The 17,849-nt window shown below is 31.9% G+C and carries 19 protein-coding genes and 1 riboswitch; of the genes, 3 read left to right on the top strand and 16 right to left on the bottom strand.

The window, feature by feature from the left end; genetic code table 11:
* Positions 1 to 266: 266 nt before the first annotated feature.
* From LQ675_RS07795 to LQ675_RS07780, 4 genes are all read right to left on the bottom strand, one after another.
* Positions 267 to 905, bottom strand: coding sequence for a CBS domain-containing protein (locus LQ675_RS07795; protein ID WP_048539771.1), 639 nt, complete (start codon positions 903 to 905; stop codon positions 267 to 269).
* Positions 906 to 929: 24 nt separating this feature from the next.
* Positions 930 to 2,429, bottom strand: coding sequence for a LysM peptidoglycan-binding domain-containing protein (locus LQ675_RS07790; protein ID WP_275590035.1), 1,500 nt, complete (start codon positions 2,427 to 2,429; stop codon positions 930 to 932).
* An 86-nt stretch (positions 2,430 to 2,515) separates the two neighbouring features.
* The gene (locus LQ675_RS07785; RefSeq protein ID WP_239372048.1) at positions 2,516 to 3,889 is read right to left on the bottom strand and encodes a RecQ family ATP-dependent DNA helicase; all 1,374 of its coding nucleotides are present in this window, start codon (positions 3,887 to 3,889) and stop codon (positions 2,516 to 2,518) included.
* Positions 3,870 to 4,826, bottom strand: coding sequence for a helix-turn-helix domain-containing protein (locus LQ675_RS07780; protein ID WP_239727366.1), 957 nt, complete (start codon positions 4,824 to 4,826; stop codon positions 3,870 to 3,872). Before LQ675_RS07780 ends, LQ675_RS07785 begins: the two co-directional genes overlap by 20 nt.
* A 104-nt stretch (positions 4,827 to 4,930) precedes the next feature.
* On the opposite strand from LQ675_RS07780, the gene LQ675_RS07775 reads away from it, so the two are divergent.
* Positions 4,931 to 5,179 (top strand): ferredoxin, encoded by a 249-nt coding sequence (locus LQ675_RS07775; RefSeq protein WP_016913182.1) that lies wholly within the window; start codon positions 4,931 to 4,933, stop codon positions 5,177 to 5,179.
* Positions 5,180 to 5,220: 41 nt separating this feature from the next.
* Here the strand turns inward: LQ675_RS07775 and LQ675_RS07770 are convergent, their stop codons facing one another.
* The 9 genes from LQ675_RS07770 to LQ675_RS07730 form a co-directional block, all read right to left on the bottom strand.
* On the bottom strand, positions 5,221 to 5,769 hold the full coding sequence (locus LQ675_RS07770) for an ECF transporter S component (RefSeq protein ID WP_239727361.1): 549 nt from the start codon (positions 5,767 to 5,769) through the stop codon (positions 5,221 to 5,223).
* A gap of 78 nt (positions 5,770 to 5,847) precedes the next feature.
* Positions 5,848 to 5,977: riboswitch (FMN riboswitch) on the bottom strand.
* A gap of 74 nt (positions 5,978 to 6,051) precedes the next feature.
* The gene (locus LQ675_RS07765) at positions 6,052 to 7,794 is read right to left on the bottom strand and encodes an ATP-binding protein (protein ID WP_239727349.1); all 1,743 of its coding nucleotides are present in this window, start codon (positions 7,792 to 7,794) and stop codon (positions 6,052 to 6,054) included.
* Entirely contained in the window at positions 7,794 to 8,501 is a 708-nt protein-coding gene (locus LQ675_RS07760) for a response regulator transcription factor (RefSeq protein ID WP_025907062.1), read from the bottom strand. Before LQ675_RS07760 ends, LQ675_RS07765 begins: the two co-directional genes overlap by 1 nt.
* A 27-nt stretch (positions 8,502 to 8,528) precedes the next feature.
* Positions 8,529 to 9,746, bottom strand: a complete 1,218-nt coding sequence (gene ccsB / locus LQ675_RS07755) for a c-type cytochrome biogenesis protein CcsB (RefSeq protein ID WP_048539765.1) — start codon at positions 9,744 to 9,746, stop codon at positions 8,529 to 8,531.
* Positions 9,739 to 11,382 (bottom strand): cytochrome c biogenesis protein ResB, encoded by a 1,644-nt coding sequence (gene resB, locus LQ675_RS07750; RefSeq protein WP_048539764.1) that lies wholly within the window; start codon positions 11,380 to 11,382, stop codon positions 9,739 to 9,741. Before resB ends, ccsB begins: the two co-directional genes overlap by 8 nt.
* A gap of 13 nt (positions 11,383 to 11,395) precedes the next feature.
* Entirely contained in the window at positions 11,396 to 11,932 is a 537-nt protein-coding gene (gene resA / locus LQ675_RS07745; protein WP_048539763.1) for a thiol-disulfide oxidoreductase ResA, read from the bottom strand.
* A gap of 114 nt (positions 11,933 to 12,046) precedes the next feature.
* Positions 12,047 to 12,784 (bottom strand): pseudouridine synthase, encoded by a 738-nt coding sequence (locus LQ675_RS07740; RefSeq protein ID WP_048539762.1) that lies wholly within the window; start codon positions 12,782 to 12,784, stop codon positions 12,047 to 12,049.
* Positions 12,784 to 13,344, bottom strand: coding sequence for an SMC-Scp complex subunit ScpB (gene scpB, locus LQ675_RS07735; RefSeq protein ID WP_048539761.1), 561 nt, complete (start codon positions 13,342 to 13,344; stop codon positions 12,784 to 12,786). The genes LQ675_RS07740 and scpB overlap by 1 nt, the downstream gene beginning before the upstream one ends.
* Positions 13,331 to 14,065, bottom strand: a complete 735-nt coding sequence (locus LQ675_RS07730; protein WP_075577977.1) for a segregation and condensation protein A — start codon at positions 14,063 to 14,065, stop codon at positions 13,331 to 13,333. The genes scpB and LQ675_RS07730 overlap by 14 nt, the downstream gene beginning before the upstream one ends.
* Before the next feature lie 97 nt (positions 14,066 to 14,162).
* Here LQ675_RS07730 and LQ675_RS07725 point away from each other — a divergent pair, with 97 nt between their 5' ends.
* Positions 14,163 to 14,666: a DUF309 domain-containing protein gene (locus LQ675_RS07725; protein WP_048539759.1), complete on the top strand. Its 504-nt coding sequence runs from the start codon at positions 14,163 to 14,165 to the stop codon at positions 14,664 to 14,666.
* Between the two features lie 86 nt (positions 14,667 to 14,752).
* On the opposite strand, the gene xerD is transcribed toward LQ675_RS07725, so the two are convergent.
* The 3 genes from xerD to LQ675_RS07710 form a co-directional block, all read right to left on the bottom strand.
* Positions 14,753 to 15,667 (bottom strand): site-specific tyrosine recombinase XerD, encoded by a 915-nt coding sequence (gene xerD / locus LQ675_RS07720; protein ID WP_048539758.1) that lies wholly within the window; start codon positions 15,665 to 15,667, stop codon positions 14,753 to 14,755.
* Positions 15,668 to 15,758: 91 nt separating this feature from the next.
* A complete protein-coding gene (fur, locus tag LQ675_RS07715) occupies positions 15,759 to 16,199 on the bottom strand; it encodes a ferric iron uptake transcriptional regulator (RefSeq protein ID WP_025907044.1) in 441 nt (146 codons plus the stop codon).
* 100 nt (positions 16,200 to 16,299) lie between these two features.
* A complete protein-coding gene (locus tag LQ675_RS07710; protein ID WP_048539757.1) occupies positions 16,300 to 16,842 on the bottom strand; it encodes an NUDIX hydrolase in 543 nt (180 codons plus the stop codon).
* A gap of 77 nt (positions 16,843 to 16,919) precedes the next feature.
* On the opposite strand from LQ675_RS07710, the gene LQ675_RS07705 reads away from it, so the two are divergent.
* Positions 16,920 to 17,831, top strand: a complete 912-nt coding sequence (locus LQ675_RS07705) for an aldo/keto reductase (RefSeq protein ID WP_048539756.1) — start codon at positions 16,920 to 16,922, stop codon at positions 17,829 to 17,831.
* The last annotated feature ends 18 nt before the right edge of the window (positions 17,832 to 17,849 follow it).

The raw sequence follows: 17,849 nt of genomic DNA, 5'->3' as shown, positions 1-17,849 counted from the left end.
GCAAATACTGGTGCCGTTAGTAACATTTCGGCCGACTTTTGTAACTAAGGCTGCCCATAGTAACACTTCGGCTGACTTTTGTAACTATAGCTGTCCTTAGTAACTATAGCTGTCCTTAGTAACATTTCGGCTGACTTTTGTAACTAAGACCCTCGTTACGAACAAGTTTAGGCAGAAGTGTTCAAAAAGGCTGCCACACCACCATATTCAACACCACTAAAATGAAAAGAACCTGAACAATGCACATGTTCAGGTTCTTACTTAATTTATTCTTCTGATACATCAAGTACTTTGAAACCATTTTTTCCTAAATACTTAATGAATTTGTCTAAATTATTTGTTTTCTCAACTTTGATGATCATTCTGCGATACATTTTATCTGTTTCATCAAATGTTACAAATGAAATTGTGTTGAGCTTGAATTTCGCAATGATACTTGATAATCGTTTAATTCTGCCTTCAGCTTCTAAAGAAGTAATCGCAATACGGATTCCTTTTTGTTTCATGCCGAATGCTGATTTAAATTGTTCCATAACATCATATCTTGTTACGATACCAAGAAAATCTTTCTCATCATTTACAACTGCTAATATTGGAAAGTCTTGCAGATTAAGTAGTGATTCTTCTACTACTTGGTTTGCATTTAATGAATGTAAATCTAACGTTAAGATTTCTTCAATTTTAGTACTTTCAATAAATTCATCCCTTGAGACATTTTCTTTTTTGAAGAAGTAATGTCTAAAAATACTATATCTCGTGATCATTCCAATATACTTTCCATCAGCAACTACTGGTAACCCATCTATACCATGATGTTCTAATTTATCAAGTGCTGAGTGAATGGTATCTTTCGGATTCGCGATATAACATTTTTCTTTTGGTATCATAATGTTCGTTAAATACATAAAGCCATCCCCTTTTGTTTATGTCTATGGTATTACTAAATTCTGACCTTGAGATATTTCATTGCCAGAAATACCATTTGCTTGTCTAATTTTTTCTACATTCTCTGGTGATCCACTACCATAATATTGTATCGCAATACGGTATAAGTTTTCTTTACCTGTTACAGTATGTGATTCTTGAGACTGATTTTGGTTTTGATTACTTTGTGTATTTTGATTTGTTTGGTTGTTAGCTGCATCATCAGCTGCATTTTGTACATCTTCATTACTTGCGCTATCACTAGATTGATTTACGCTATCCTCACTGTTTTGATCTTGGTTGCTTTGACTATCTTCATTACTATTTGCGTTTGAATCTGAGTTACTTTCGTCTGAACTATTTTCAGAAGCATTATTTGAGTCGCTTGAATCACTGTTTTTGTCAGAGTCTTCATTTGATTCTTTAGCTTTGTCATTCGCTTTATCTTCATTTTCTTTTTTAGCTCTATCTTTTTCAGCTTGTTCATCAGCTTTTTTCTTAGCGTCACTATTAGTTTGCTCTGTTTTTTCAGCAATTTCTTTACCATTATCTTTATTTGCACCATTTAAGTACATACCTAAGAATAAGGCAAGTGCACCAAGTATAAGTATTGCAGCTATTATTGGAACAAGTGCTTTCTTGAATTTATTTGAGTTGTTATCATCACCGTTTTGTCCACCACTGCCATTACTTGGTGGTGTACCTCCACCGGCTGATCCGCCTCCTGTAGCTCCTGCTGCGCCAGCGCCAACTGCTCCGGCACCCGCTGCTGCTGCACCTTTTTTGTTTTTAGATTGCTTATCTTTGTTATCTTTACTGTTTGACTCTTGTTTGTTGTTATTATTTGATGAAGCAGATGCTGCTACACCAGCACCAACTGCGGCAGCTCCACCTTTTTTACCGTTTGTCTTGTCTTTTTGAGACTCTTTTTTGTTTTGATCTTTAGGATTATTCTGTTTTGCAGAATTACTTGCGGCACTTGCGCCAGCACCAGTAGCAGCTGCGGCACCTGCAGCTTTTTTATGATCATTTTGATCTTTAGGTTGCTGATCCTTAGATTCGGGTTTATCTGTTAAAGATCTTTTTTGTTTTGGTTTATTATTTTGAGTGTTTTTATTGGCGTTAGCAGCACTTGCGCCTGCTGCTCCAGCACCAACTGCACCTGCAGCGCCCGCTGCACCAGCTTTTTTAGACGACTTATCTTCATTATTTGGTGTTTCTGAATCTTTAGGTGTTTCTTGTTTAGGTTGTTCTTCTTTTGATTTCTGTTTACTAGCTTCTTCTTTTCTACGTTGTCTTCTAAGCGCGCCTCTTGGTGGGTATTGTTGTTCTTGTTTACTTTGTTCTTTCTTATCTTCTTTTTGGTTGTCTGTTTCTTTTCGATTTGGCTGACTTTGATCGTTTACCTCTTCGTTGTTACTTTCTACTTCTTGTGTCTTGTCTTCAGGTCGTTCTATCTTTTGACGACTTTTTTCGAATTCGTCTTTAAAATTATCTTTAGACAATAAACTCACCTCATCATTATCTTTTTGTATATATTGAATTATACTTTATTATATCCTTGTTGAACTTACCAAGTAAAGCAATCCTATTAAAATATTGCATTTAATCTATTTTTATAAGAGGTTTTGTATTTGACTTCTTTTATATTTGGTAATTTTAATAAATTTGCATTCTTACAATTGTCACAACAATGATTATCTTGAGTCACATGTTCATTAAAATAGTTCATTAAATACGTGCGTCTACATGTATCGATTTGAATATAATTTCTCATAAAACTAAATGCATATTGTTTTTGGTTCTGCTCAGCTTGGATTTTCTCTTTTAATTGGTTAAGTGGATATAATTCAAGAAGATACTGGATATTTTTAGATATCTCCTCATTTAGTTGATACCCTTGTTCGAATAAATTAAGCATATCTATATCAATTCCATGCTCATTAGCTAAATGGCTTAAAATATGAATATCACTTGATGTAAATAAACTAATTGCTTGAGAAGCTTCGCCATCACGCCCTGCACGTCCTACTTCTTGTACATATTTTGAAGGTGACGTAGGTAAATGGTAATGAATAACGGTTCGTACATCTTGTTTATTAATACCCATTCCAAATGCACTTGTGGCGACGATGATTTTAATATCATTATTAATAAACTGTGTTTGTACAGTTGTTCTTTCTTGGTAGTTTAAATCTCCGTGATAAATCCCTGTTAAAAATCCTTCTTTATAAATCAATTCAGCTAATTCATGACATTTCTTCTTAGATGACACATAGATAATGGTTGGTCCTGAGTCTTTTATAGTGTCTAATAGATAATGATCTTTTTCTTTTTCATCATCAAAATTAACATGATGGTACATAATATTTGAACGATTGAGTCCTTCTTTATGTATTTTAAATTTGCGCTTTGTAATCACTTCTATATCTTGCATCATCTTTTCTGTCAAAGTCGCAGATAACGCGATAACTTGTGCTTGGTTAAAGTATTGTGTGACTTTTGAAATCAGTGCATAATGTGGCCTAAAATCAAAGCCCCATTCACTTAGACAATGTGCTTCATCTAGAACAATATACTTAAAACCAATAGATTTAAAGCGTTTAAAATTATGTTCTTCATATATAAATTCCGGGCTACAAAATATAAATTGATAATTTGATAAGTTTCTAAATATGTCTGTCCTTTCTTTTTTATCAATAGCAGAATGGATCGCAACAGCATTCTTCTCACCATTTAATTTCATTTGAACGACTTGATCATCCATTAAAGAAATAAGTGGAGAAATAATGAGCACTCTGCCCCCTGTTATATAAGCTGGCAATTGATAACACAAACTTTTCCCAGCGCCAGTTGAAAGGATGCTCAACACATCATGGCCGTCTAATATGTTTTGGACTGTTTCCTCTTGCCCACTTCTAAAATCATCATATCCAAAATACTTTTTAAGTTCTTGTTGTAGCATTTAATCCCTCCATTGCATACAAAACATACATGAGTTTGATTTCGAAATATGTAAAATCATTTAACGCTTCATAGTAAAATTTTAAATTTTGATTAGGTGTTTGTTGAATAACTTCTACAAATCTTGCGTATTGGTCATCATTAATATATAAATTCTTATCATTTAAATAACCTTTAATATACATCTCTATAATATGGTCGTGAATTGTATGTGTCTTAACACGTTTGATATTTGCGAGTTGATCCATATCATATGTGCGATTTAATAATTCATATGTAGTGAACGTTTGTTGGTTTAACATCGGTTGATAGTTAATCTGAGATAATATTGGATAACGTTCTTTATTTTGTATCGCTACTTGGATAAATTGATATTCTTCTACTAAATGTTCTCTTAAATCCATTATACCAATTTCTTCAATCAATGAAATTTGTTCAATTGTATAAGGCGTTTCTCGAAAACCAGCTAATAAATAGTGAATATATATTGTTTGGAAGTATGTATTCATGTCTTCAAATAACTGATAAATTTCTTCTATAAAATGATCTTCACCTATTTCTTTAATAAGTACATAAATTTCTTTAGCTTTAAATTGTATCTCTTTATCATTGATGATCGGTTGATACGTTAAATGGTTATGCTTTTTTTGACTAATCATCTGAGTTAATAATAAGATTGTATTAACAGATTGAATGGCCTGACTATAGAAAAAGTCGCCTATAATTGGCTCATCAATATGTTCTATAGGTTCGTTAATAATTTGTTCGAATTGTTCAAATTTCAAATTTGGCAAACAGCCATAATACAATTTTAAATGTTCAATCGTTGCATCAAAATATGTTTGATGGGTCTTTTTACCGATTAAAATATTATAAATACTTTTATCAGTTTTGTTTTCATGCTTTATGGAAAGGGTTTTCAGTATAATCTGTTTCAAATAAGTCACCTCAAATAACATAAATATGTTGAAATATATAAGTGTTATCACTAAAATAAGTATGTATAATAAGTGTAGCATGTTTTTTAAAGGAGGCGAAAATTTTGGCTAAATACACAATAGTAGATATGGATACATGTATAGCATGTGGCGCATGTGGAGCAGCTGCCCCTGATATATACGACTATGATGATGAGGGAATCGCCTACGTAATACTAGACGACAATAAGGGAATCGAAGCTGTCCCAGAGGAATTATTAGAAGATATGGAAGATGCTTTCGAAGGTTGTCCGACAGATTCAATTAAAATAGCAGATGAATCATTCGACGGAGACGCACTTAAGTTCGAATAATATATATGAGAAAGGCTAGGACGCGAGGTCCTAGCCTTTCTTTATTTTATAATAGATTTAAGTTTATCAAATATTAAAATGTATATGACTGAAATGACAATACCTTTAATTAAATTGAATGGAATAATACCGGTAGATACGATTAATTTTAAATTATGTGCGATATCTGCAAGATTCATAATTTGTCCGTATAAAGGTAATAGAACAAAGTAATTCATTAAACTCATAAGAATTGTCATCAAGATTGTACCAACTGCTAATCCATATCCCATAAATAATTTTGTTTTTTTCATGCGATAGAAATAATAAGTCGGAATTACGAGACATATTGATGCTAAAAAGTTAGCCGTATTTCCAATCGGTTCATGAGACACAATTAAGAAATTCAATACGTTTTTAAATAATGCTACTAATATACCTGAAACTGGACCAAACGCAAATGTTGCGACAAGCACAGGAATATCACTGAAATCCATTGTTAAATATGGTGGTAAAAATGGTAATGGAAATTTCAAAAACATCAAAATAAAGCTGATTGCGATGAGCATACTTACAGTGAGTAAGCGTTTTGTTTTGTTATCGTTAGACATATAAATACCTCCTATTCATCTCGTAAGAATAGGAGGAAAAATTATCGCAAAATAAACCTAGTCAAGACTAGATTTTCCCTCCATCTTCTCCCATCCAGACTTTAACTGTCGGCCTTAGAATTTCACTAAGTCAGCCAATATACATACATATATTGGGTCGCGGGCTTTAACCGCCGGTATGGAATTACACCAAACCCCGAAGATGAATTTTTTATTTAGTTTTAATTACAAAATATATATTAGCACATTGGTCAGGTATTTTCATCTAAATAACTCAACAATTTAAACTTTTGGTAAAGTTATTGTAAATTGAGTACCTTCACCCTCTTTACTATCAACTTTAATCGTACCATGATGTGCATCTATAATTTTTTGGACGATAAAGAGGCCAAGTCCTGTTCCGTGTTTACCTCTCGTGCGAGAAGCGTCAACTTTATAAAAACGATCAAATATTTGTTCTAAATGTTCCTTAGCAATACCTACGCCACTATCTTGGACAGTTATAACAAAGTCTTCTTCATCTGTATCATCAAAGACGACATTAATAGAATCATTTTGATGTGTGTATCTAATCGCGTTATCGATTAAATTTGTTAAAATCTGCTCGACACGATCACTATCACCATACCAATTTGTAAGATTTCCAATATGTTTAACGGATAAATTCAAACCATTTTCTCTTGCTTGTGGTAAGAATTTAGTATCAATTTTGTTCATTAATGTAGAAATATTAAAGTCATCTAAATGAACTTTAATACCTTCAGCATCCATTTTTGCGACTTCTAATAATTCATTTATCAATCTACTTAGTCTTTTAGACTCATCTAAAATAATATATAAGAAATCATCTACATCTTTCTTCTCTGTTACAATACCATCAACAATTGCCTCAGTATAACCTTGTAACATAGAAATTGGTGTTCTTAATTCGTGTGAAACACTTGCGATAAAGTCTTTTTTCATTTGATCCATATGGTGTTCGTCTGTCATATCACGAATGATTACGACTATACCTGATGAACCATCATTTTGAATACTATCGATATATGTTGATATCACGACATAATATTTATGACCCAATTCGTATTCGAAAAACTGCGTATTCTTTTCTTTAAATGTGTCATTTCTTTGAGTAGATATATCAACATGATTAAACTCTTTTACTTCTTTTAAGAATGTGTCAGCTTTGGAGTTAGAAATAATGATTTCATTCTTATCATTGATGCCTAGCACACCATCTATCATTGAATTAATGAGTTTTTCTTGTATATTATTTTTTGATTTAACATCATCTATGTTAGTACGTATATCTTTACTCATTTTATTAAATGCTAAACCGAGCTCGCCTATTTCATCACGCGTATAAATTGGTACTTTTTCAGTATAGTGACCTTTAGCAACTTTAAAGGCAGCATGTTTCAGTTGAATTAAAGGTTTCGTTATTCTGTTTGAAAGGAAGAATGCAAAGACCGTACTCACGATTAATAATATAATGGCTGAAACAAGTATACTAAGTGTGACGACATTTTGAGCTTCTTTAATAGAATTGATATCTTGGAATAAAAAGATACCTGCATCTTCTTCAGGAAAAGCTCGAGAAGGATATCCTAATAAAATATATTGATGTTTTTCACTGTTATAAGTTAAATTGATTTCTTTCAATACATGTTTATCTTCGTTAAACACTTTATCGAATGCATGATTTGTTCTAATCTCGTTGATCATAACTTCTTTTAATGGATCTTCAGACTTTGCTGTTAGATCATCGCTATTTTTAACGATAATGAGTCCGGCTGGGTCTTCAACGAGTTCTCTTGCATAATCGATAGCTGAAGCTTTTTCATGTGAACTCAGTAATAAACGCTCTATTTTGCTTGCATTATTATACAAATTTTCACCTGTAGTAGATGTATTATAAGATTGTAAGAAAGTTATAAGAAATCCGCTTAATAAAAGTAAAACTGTCGTTACTATTAAAATAATAGATAACCACAGTTTTACAACAACACTATTTAACCGATTCATTATTCAGGAACCTCAAACTTATAACCGACGCCCCATACAGTATGAATCATTTGTGCAGCATCTTCAGAAACTCTATTTAACTTTTCACGCAATCTTTTAACATGCGTATCAACTGTTCTTAAATCACCATAAAATTCATAGTGCCAAACTTCTTTTAACAGTTGTTCTCTATCAAATACTTTATCAGGTGATTTTGCTAAATATAATAATAATTCATACTCTTTAGGCGTTAAATTCACTTCTTTTTGATCTGCTAATACACGATGTGCGTCATTATCAATGACTAAGTTTTCAAATACAATTAAATCTTTAGCTGTATTAGTTTGATTAACCATTGAATGATTCGTTGTACGTCTTAGTAATGCTTTTACACGTAAGACAACTTCTCTAGGTGAAAATGGTTTGACGATATAATCGTCTGCCCCAATTTCAAAACCTTCAACGCGATTATTTTCTTCACCTTTAGCTGTTAGCATAATAATAGGTGTTGATTTTGTTTCTCTTACTCTCTTACAAACTTCAATTCCATCTATTTCAGGTAACATTAAGTCTAACAATATGCAGTCATAATCTTCATTTAAAGCTTTATCTAAGGCATCTTGGCCATTATCCGCTTCATCAGTCTCATAACCTTCTCTTTCGAGATACATTTTAACTAATTTTCGAATTCTATCTTCATCATCTACTACTAAAATACGATCTGTCATGCTTCGTTGACTCCCTTCTAGCATTTTTTAAGCATAAGAATGTAAACCAGCTACTATTAAGTTAACGGCAATAACATTAAATAGAATGATTGCAAGGCCACCAACAGCTAACCATGCTGATTTTCTGCCTTCCCAACCTTTACCTAATCTTAAATGTAAGAATATCGCATAATATAAGAATGTTATAAGCGCCCAAACTTCTTTAGGATCCCAGCCCCAATATCTACTCCAAGCCATTTGTGCCCAGATACTAGCGAATAATATTCCGCCAAGTGCAAATAATGGGAAGCCAATGATTACTGAACGATATCCTATTTCATCCATCAAGGATAGATTGACTTTTTTCGTAAGTGGTTTGATAAGACTAAACAAAGTCTTGCCTTTCAAAATCAATCTTAGTATACCATACAAGACCGTACCAACTACAATTGACCAAACGACTGTGTTTAATTTTTGTGAATTGATAACAGCAGGTAATTCAATCTTGCTCCATTTTAAGATATCTGTTCTTTCTTTTGGTTCATAATCACTACCAGAAACATGATCTACAAGTAAACTATCTTGTTGTGTTACAAATGCTGGAAGATGATAATGTTGAACAGAGTTATTATCATTTTTATCGATAAAGAAATAAGTGTCATCGTAACCAACGATATCTTTCATAATAATCGTTGTTAATATAAACCCAATTACAATAACAATGAAATACATAATGACTTCTACAAAGAAACTATGTATAGATTTTTCTTCTGGACTAACAGCTGCAAATAAATAAATTAATCCTGCTATACAGCTGATTGATAAAATACCATATGAAATCGTTACTGTTATAACGTGAATTGCTAACCAACTAGATTGTAACGCAGGAATTAACGGCGAAACATCTCTAGAGAACATACTTGCATATGCAATTAACAACATCGCAATTGGTAATACGAATAGCGCTAAAATAGGTGTCTTATATATAGAGTAAATAACGAGGAAGCCACCTACCATCATAATGCCAAACATCGTTAAGAATTCATACATATTACTTACTGGTGCATGTCCCGCAGCAATCCATCTAGTAATAAAGTATAGAATTTGTAATACAAAGCCGATGACAGTTAATGTCACCCCTACTTTTTCTGCTCTTTTCTTAGGTGAACGGATTGAAAATGAATATGGGACAATCGCAACTAAGTATAAAATAAATGCAGAATATAAACTAATATTACTAATATTTAAAAACATATCTTTATCCATTGTTTGCCTCCTTACTTTCGTGAATGTCTTGTTTAGTATCTTCTATATGTGAAATGTGGTGTTTATCTAAGACTTGGTTAATCTCTTTTGAGAAACCATAATAATTCTTATTTGTATGTGCAGCGATATTAAATTCACCGTTATCAGTATTAATCCAAATACGTCTATGGTTAATATATGATCCAACTGCTAAACCTAATAAGAAGATAACGAAACCTGTAAATAATATTGGAAGTGTTAAGTCTTTCTTTACTGCCAACACTGTTGCCCATTGATTTGTTGCATTCGCAAATTTCACATCGTATTTATTATCTTTAGATATATCTTGTGATTCTTTAATTCTTAAGAAACTAAATTCTGATTGTTTACCTTTATCAGTTACTTCAAACACAAAAGCTGGATTATTCGGATTTGGAGATTTAGTTGCAAGTACACCATTTTCTATTTTTTCGTAATCGGGTGCATAACTTCTTAACTTAACTGTTAAATCATCTGTTATTTTATAAGTCTTTTTCGGACTTTCCAAATTAACTGTAAATGGTTTTCCTAAAGGTTTACCATCTTTTGTTTTTAAGTTAAATGTCATATCTTTTAACAACGAGTTGTCAAAGCTACTTTGATAAAATTGTAAGTGATCATATTTTAACGGATGATTGACTTTAATTGAATCTGAAGCGACTTCTTTTAGATTAGCATCTGACCCAATCACTTCTTCTTGACTGTTTTTATACAAAGTAGCTTTTGTTTCGTAGTTCTTAGCAATTTTGTTTAAACTTGGGTCAATTGATTCAGGGTTTGTATTGGATTGAGATTTTTGATCATATTCTTCATATATAAAGTCATTATTTTTTATATAATAGCCTCTATCTGTACCAGGTACTGGTTTAGTTTCTCCTTCTTTCACATAGACCATATCATCTAAGTAAAAGCCTGGTAAGAATCTTAACATTGCCCCAAATAATAAAATGATTAAACCAGTATGGTTGATATAAGGACCGTATCTAGATAAACGTCCTTTTTCAAGTAAGATATGATTCCCATCTTGTTTAACTTTGTATCTTTTATCTTTAAAAGATTGACTTATTTCATCTAGATTAACTTGATCATCTGAATGTGAGTTTAATCTTTGACGTTTATAGAATGAACTGTGCTTTTTCGTTCTTTGATTTTTCAAAGATTTATGTAAAGGTATCCCTCTATCAATACTTGATGTAATAATAGAGAATGCTACTAAACCTAACAGAATTAAGAACCACCATGAACTATATAAATTGTGGAATCCAAGTTTATAATATAGTAATCCTAGAGAACCATAATGTTCATAATAATATTGTTCTGGATTCACATTCATTGGAATGAAATATTCTTGTGGGAATATTGTTCCAATTGAAGCTGCAATAACCGTTAATACGAGTAACGTAACACCTGTTTTGATTGAAGCGAAGAAATTCCATATGCGATCTAATATTGTTCTGTTTTTTGTTTTCGAACGTATCGCTTGCCCATCGTAACGCATAACGTCGGTTGTCTTTTTCTTATCATAGTCGTCATTTATTAAGCGACCACAGTTTAAGCATAATTGAGTTCCTTCTGGGTTCTTATGCCCGCACTCACAAACAATTTGCTTGTTGCTCACTTTAAATCCCCCTCTATTTCACTTTGACCTTTTCCATTTCTTCTATGATTTGCTTTTTAGAAAGTTCACCAGTATGCTTTGTTTTTATTTTACCATCTTTATCAACCGTTATCGTAGTTGGTAATGGATTGATACCATATGCATCTGTTACTAAATTATCGTTATCCATCGCAACTGTGAATGTTGGTGTTTTTTTTAACGAACTTAAATATTGTTTGATTTGTTGAGGATTATTTCTGACATGTATCGCAACGACTTCAACACCTTTGTCTTTGTAGTTTTGATATTGTCTTTCTAACTCAGGCATTTCACGTTTACAAGGTTCACACCAAGTCCCCCAAAAGTTAATTAAAACACCTTTCCCACGTAAATCTTTTAAATTAACCTTTTTCCCATCAACTGTTTGGAGTTCAAAAAGTGGCGCATCATCTCCAACTTGCGCTACTTTATCCTTATCCTTCGTAAGACTGGACCAAACTGTAAATATAATTGCAATTAAGATTACTGCTGTTATAACAATTTGGAGTACAGTCTTCTGTTTTTTTTTCATTTAAAATCCTCCCTAACACAATAAAAAAACCATACATATGCAATGTTATGGTGTTTTGTTTAGTATATCATGACTAAAAAGCAGATTAGTGGCATTATTGTGAACGTTTACAGATTATTTACCTTCTTGTGCCAAATGTCTTAAAACTTTGATTTCATGAGGTGATAATGTTCTGCCCTGACCAGCATTTAAGCCTTTTAAATTAAGTGGACCATATTCTACTCTCGTAAGTTTAATAACCTCATGTCCAAAATGACTAAACATTCTTCTAACCTGTCTATTTCTACCTTCAGTAATCGTAATTTCTACATGCGTTACATTACGCTCTCTGTCTTGACTTTTTACTTTTACAATTGCAGGTTGTGTCAATCCATCTTCTAGTTGTATACCTTTTTCCAATTGTTTTACTTCTTCTCTAAGTAAATAGCCTTTTAATTTTGCTACATATTTCTTTTGAATTTTATAACGAGGATGGGTCATTAAATTTGTAAACTCACCATCATTCGTTAAAATTAATAAACCAGATGTGTCATAATCTAATCTACCTACTGGGAAAATTCTCGTCTTAATATCTTTAAAATAATCTGTCACCACGGCTCTTCCTTTATCGTCAGATACACTTGTAATCACTTTGGTTGGTTTATGGAATAAAATATATAGCTTATCTGGCATTTCTAATGGAATACCTTCTACTTCGATATAATCAGAATCTTTCACTTTAGTTCCAAGTTCTGTCACTTGTTTATGATTAACATATACAAGTCCTTCTTCTATTAATTTTTCTGCTTTTCTACGTGACGTATATCCACTTTTTGCAATAACTTTTTGTAATCTCTCTAATTCTTCACTCATTATGATTGCTCCTCATTGTTTTGTTTTTCGTTCATGCTACTAAAAAACAAATCCATTTCTTCTTGTTCATTTTCTTCATTTGTTGATTTAGGTAATTCGTCTAAAGAAGTTAGTCCAAATACATTTAAAAAGTAATCTGTCGTATACAATAATTGGCTTCTAGATTGATCATTATGTTTCGATTCAACGACACCTTTAGCAATTAAAGTCTTTACAGATGCATCTGAATTCACACCACGTATCACTTCTATATCGCTTCTTGTAACAGGTTGATTGTATGCAATAATAGATAATGTTTCTAACGCAGCTTGTGATAATTTTGTATTCATATTATCTATCATTAATTTTTCAAGATATTCATGCATAATTGGCTTTGCAGTAAGAATGCATTTATTACCGTAAAAAATAATTTGTAATGTTTCGCGTTCATATTCATTTGCTAAATCTTTTAATTGTGATGGTGTTAATTCTAATAACTCACATAACTGATTGATTTCAATGCCTTCATCACCTAATGAATATAATAATCCTTCTAATAATCCTAATTTACTCACTGACATAATTTACGCCTCGATTTATAGTTATTTCTCCAAATTGATATTGTTGGAATACATCAATTTGTCTTAATTTCATCATTTCCAATATTGCCAAGAACAACGTTACCAATACATTTGTAGATAAATCAGAAGGTAATGTTTCGAAAAATTTATAACTCTTATGATGGGCAAGTTGTGCTTGTATTGAAGCTGTTGCCATTTCAATCGTATAACTATCTTCATTAACTGTGACATTCTGAGGTTTATTAAATCTTTGTCTACGTTTAGTACGTTGGTATGCAATAATTAAATCCGTCATATCTAAATCTAAAGGTGCACGTTTGTCATGAACGGCTTCAAATTTGGATAAATCTGCTGGCTTTTTGATGAATATTTGTTCTCTGACTTGTTTTTTATGATTTAATAATTCAGCATATTCTTTATAATTTTGGTATTCGATTAATTGTCTAACTAAATCGTCCCTTGGATCATCTTCAAATTCATCAATATCTGATGGTTGTGTAGGTAGTAATAATTTGCTTTTGATCATCAATAACTCTGATGCCATAACTAAATATTCACTCGCTACATTTATTTCTAATATTTTCATTTGATGTATATAACTTAAGTATTGCTCGGTTAGTTCCTTCATTGGAATATCATAAATATCTATTTCGTATTTTTGTATTAAATGAAGTAATAAATCCAAAGGTCCTTCAAAGGCATCAAGTTTTACTTCATACATTTAAAACTTCCTCATTTCTATTCCTTTTACGTGCATAAATCTAAAAATTATTATACCATGATTACGTATAAATATTCTATGCTGAGAGGGATTTTAAATGGAAACACAAATAATGTCATTTCACTATCATTTCCATGTCTTAAGACATTATTTTGAATGTCACGATATATTAGAAGATCATTGGAAAGATCAAACTCAATTTAGTAAACATGATGCAATTGTAAGTTTAATATTGTTCTCTACAGCGTGTTACCACTATAGACGTGATAATACGAAAGGTGCGCTAAAAACTTATAAAAAAGCATTGCAAATTGCAGAATTAAATGATGACTTTAGCCATTTAGGTATTGAAAAAGCATCATTTCAATCTTTAATTCATTCACAAATCATGCGAATTGAGCAAGGTCATCCTTATGAAAATATTCAACTCCCTTTAACAGATGCAAGCTATCGTGCTTTAGAAAGTTCGTTTGATGATTTTGAATTTAACTATAATACAGATGTATCAGATTATATTAAACACCATCATCTACTAAGAGATCGTACTGAAGTGATAGAAAGTCGTATTTCAGCATACAAGCAACGTCACGCTAGACAATAAATAACCAATAAATGAGACCCCATACGACAGCAAATGTTAATAAAATTGCTAATGTGACATATTTTTTTGATTCATGTTGTTGTTGTTTATTGTTCTTCATTATTCTTCTCCTTCTTGGCTCTAGGGTGATACGTTAAATACATCTCGCGTATTTGTTTTTTAGAGATGTGTGTGTAAAGTTGTGTTGTAGAAATGTCGGAATGTCCGAGCATTTCTTGCACTGCCCTCAAGTCCGCACCATTTTCAAGCAAATGCGTCGCAAAAGAATGCCTTAAAGTATGAGGTGTTAAAGTCTTCGTTATCCCTTTTTCTAAGCCGATTTTTTTTAGTATTTTCCAAAATCCTTGTCGCGTTAAAGCTGTACCACGTGCATTTAAGAATAATATATCTGTAACATGTTTCTTCAATAAATTTGGTCTAACTTCTTGGATGTAGTTTCTTAAAATGCCCATTAAATGTTCACCAAGCGGTACGATTCGTTCTTTATTTCCTTTACCAAAGACTCTAATAAATCCCATCGTTAAATTGACGTCTTCTACATTTAATTGAATCAATTCACTTACACGAACGCCCGTGCCATATAAGAGTTCAAGCATCGTACGGTCTCGTTCATCTCTAGGATTTGTAATATGTGTAAATGTTAATAGTTGATTCACTTCATCTTCACTCAATACATCTGGAAGTTTTTGTTCGTATTTAGGTGTTTCAATCAATATTGTTGGGTCTTTAACGGCGTATTTTTCTCTAATCGCAAATTGATGAAAGCTTCTAATCGTCGCTGCCAATCTCGCAATTGTTTTAGCTGACTTACCTTCTTGTTTAAGATGTGCAAAATATTTTTGTATCACTATACGATCAATGTTGTCTATATGGCTAATTTTATGTTCTGTTATGTATTGGTTATATTGTTTTAAATCTCTTTGATACGATTGGATTGTATTTTGACTCAAGCCTTTTTCTAATCTTATAAAATCTATAAACTCATTTATGATTTGTTCCATGAATTCACCTCATTGTTGTCATTATTTTACCATAAAAAAAGACATCACTAAAATCAGTATAAAACTTCATTTAGTAACGTCCATTATAGATTTATTCTTCGTGACATCTATGACAAATACCATGAAAAGTTAATCGATGGTCTAAAATTTTAAAGTTAAATTCTTTTTCAACTCGACGTTCTACGTCTTCTAATAAATCTTCTTCGATTTCATCAACTGCACCACATTCCATACATACCATATGGTGGTGGAAATGTTTTGCCCCTTCTTTTCTTAAATCGAATCTAGCAACACCATCGCCAAAGTTAATTTTGTCGACTACTTTTAATTCTGCTAAAAGTTCTAATGTACGATACACTGTTGCGAGACCAATCTCAGGTGCCTTATCTTTAACTTTTAGGTAAACATCCTCTGCACTTAAGTGATCGGCTTCATTCTCAAGTAATACTCTAACTGTCGCTTCTCTTTGCGGAGTTAGTTTGTAGGAAGCTTTGTGTAATTGTTCTTTCACACGTTGTATGCGTTCTTCCAACTTGACACCTTCTTTCTAAAAAATAATCATTATCAATTAGTAATGTATTCGTATACTAAAATACCAATAATCTTCTCAAAAAGCAAGAAAAAATATCTTTTTATTTAGAATGATTATAATTTAATAATAAGTATTGGAAGGCAATCATTGTTTTGGCATCTTCGATTTTATGTTCTGATAATAATGACTGTATTTGATTGATTGAAATTTTAGTTAAATTTAAGAATTCATCTTCATCTAAATTTACTTTTCCTTCTTTTAAATCTTTAGCGATATAAATACTTACTTTTTCATTACAGAACCCTGGGCATCCATAAACTTCACCAATAAGTTCGAGTTTGTCTGCGACGTATCCTGTTTCTTCTTCTAATTCTCTAAGTGCAGCTGACTCACGTTCCTCACCTATTTCTAATTTGCCAGCCGGAATTTCGATTAATGTCTTTTCCATTGCCTTTCTATATTGTTCCACCACTAATACTTCGTTTTCTGGTGTTATAGCTAATACAGATACTGCACCATTATGTAATACGACTTCGCGTTCACTCGTTTGACCATCTGGAAGTGATACTTGATGTTTTTCTAGCTTAATAATACGACCATCATATATCGTTTCTTTCGAAATCGTTTCTTCAGTTAGTTTCATTATAAGTGTGCCTCTTTTCATTAAAATAATTTATCTGGTAAACTTAATAAATAAAGTGTAGCGAAAGGAGCTTCAATATGCAAAAAAATACATTGAAAAGTGGCATTGAAATTTCAGAAGTCGGATTAGGTTGTATGAGTTTAGGAACAGATATTAACCATGCAGAAACAATTGTTGATGAAGCAATCAAACAAGGTATAACATATTTTGATACTGCTGATTTATATGATTACGGTGAGAATGAAAAAATCGTAGGTCAACTTTTGAAAAAATATCAAAATCAACATGATATCGTCATTGGATCAAAAGTCGGTAATCATTTTGATAAAGATAAACAAGAACACTTTTGGGATCCTTCTAAAGAACACATTATGAAAAGCATTAAAGAATCGTTACAAAGATTGGATCTTGAACAATTAGATTTATATATGTTACATGGCGGTACTATTGAAGATAATAAAGATGAAACGATAGAAGCATTCGAAAGATTAAAAGAACAAGGTCTCATAAAAGCATATGGCATTTCGTCAATCAGACCCAATGTAATCGATTATTACTTAAAAAACAGTCATATTGAAACGATTATGATGCAGTTTAGTATTTTAGATAATCGTCCTGAAAATCTATTAGAAAAAATTAATGATCATGGTGTCAAAATATTAGCAAGAGGTCCTGTTTCTAAAGGTTTATTAACACATAAATCAAACGAAGTGTTAGATCGTAAATTTAAAGACGGATTGTTAGAATACAATTATAACGATTTGTCCGATACCATTTCTCAACTAAATAAAGAATATGATGACTTATCTAGTGTTACATTCAATTATTTGAAATCATTTGATGCACTTGGCTCTATTATTACGGGTGCAAGTTCACCAGAGCAATTGGCAGAAAGTATTCAAAGTTATAATGGAACATTATCAGAAGCTCAAATTAAGCACGCCCGTTCAATCGTTAAAAATATTGAATACACAAATCACTTACAATAAAAGAAAAGAGTCTGGGAG

The sequence above is a fragment of the Mammaliicoccus sp. D-M19 genome (assembly GCF_022386695.1).
Classification (GTDB): Bacteria; Bacillota; Bacilli; order Staphylococcales; family Staphylococcaceae; genus Mammaliicoccus; species Mammaliicoccus sciuri.
The sequence above is the reverse complement of the archived record's forward strand: the minus strand, read 5'-3'. Positions and strand labels throughout refer to the sequence as shown.

Excerpts from the sequence above, each read along its gene's own strand:
- LQ675_RS07730 (WP_075577977.1), bottom strand. The coding sequence starts at position 14,065 with ATGTATGAAGTAAAACTTGATGCCTTTGAAGGACCTTTGGATTTATTA.
- LQ675_RS07760 (WP_025907062.1), bottom strand. The coding sequence starts at position 8,501 with ATGACAGATCGTATTTTAGTAGTAGATGATGAAGATAGAATTCGAAAA.
- LQ675_RS07725 (WP_048539759.1), top strand. The coding sequence starts at position 14,163 with ATGGAAACACAAATAATGTCATTTCACTATCATTTCCATGTCTTAAGA.
- LQ675_RS07705 (WP_048539756.1), top strand. The coding sequence starts at position 16,920 with ATGCAAAAAAATACATTGAAAAGTGGCATTGAAATTTCAGAAGTCGGA.
- resA (WP_048539763.1), bottom strand. The coding sequence starts at position 11,932 with ATGAAAAAAAAACAGAAGACTGTACTCCAAATTGTTATAACAGCAGTA.
- scpB (WP_048539761.1), bottom strand. The coding sequence starts at position 13,344 with ATGTCAGTGAGTAAATTAGGATTATTAGAAGGATTATTATATTCATTA.
- LQ675_RS07770 (WP_239727361.1), bottom strand. The coding sequence starts at position 5,769 with ATGTCTAACGATAACAAAACAAAACGCTTACTCACTGTAAGTATGCTC.
- LQ675_RS07785 (WP_239372048.1), bottom strand. The coding sequence starts at position 3,889 with ATGCTACAACAAGAACTTAAAAAGTATTTTGGATATGATGATTTTAGA.
- ccsB (WP_048539765.1), bottom strand. The coding sequence starts at position 9,746 with ATGGATAAAGATATGTTTTTAAATATTAGTAATATTAGTTTATATTCT.
- xerD (WP_048539758.1), bottom strand. The coding sequence starts at position 15,667 with ATGGAACAAATCATAAATGAGTTTATAGATTTTATAAGATTAGAAAAA.
- LQ675_RS07795 (WP_048539771.1), bottom strand. The coding sequence starts at position 905 with ATGTATTTAACGAACATTATGATACCAAAAGAAAAATGTTATATCGCG.
- LQ675_RS07740 (WP_048539762.1), bottom strand. The coding sequence starts at position 12,784 with ATGAGTGAAGAATTAGAGAGATTACAAAAAGTTATTGCAAAAAGTGGA.
- LQ675_RS07710 (WP_048539757.1), bottom strand. The coding sequence starts at position 16,842 with ATGAAACTAACTGAAGAAACGATTTCGAAAGAAACGATATATGATGGT.
- LQ675_RS07765 (WP_239727349.1), bottom strand. The coding sequence starts at position 7,794 with ATGAATCGGTTAAATAGTGTTGTTGTAAAACTGTGGTTATCTATTATT.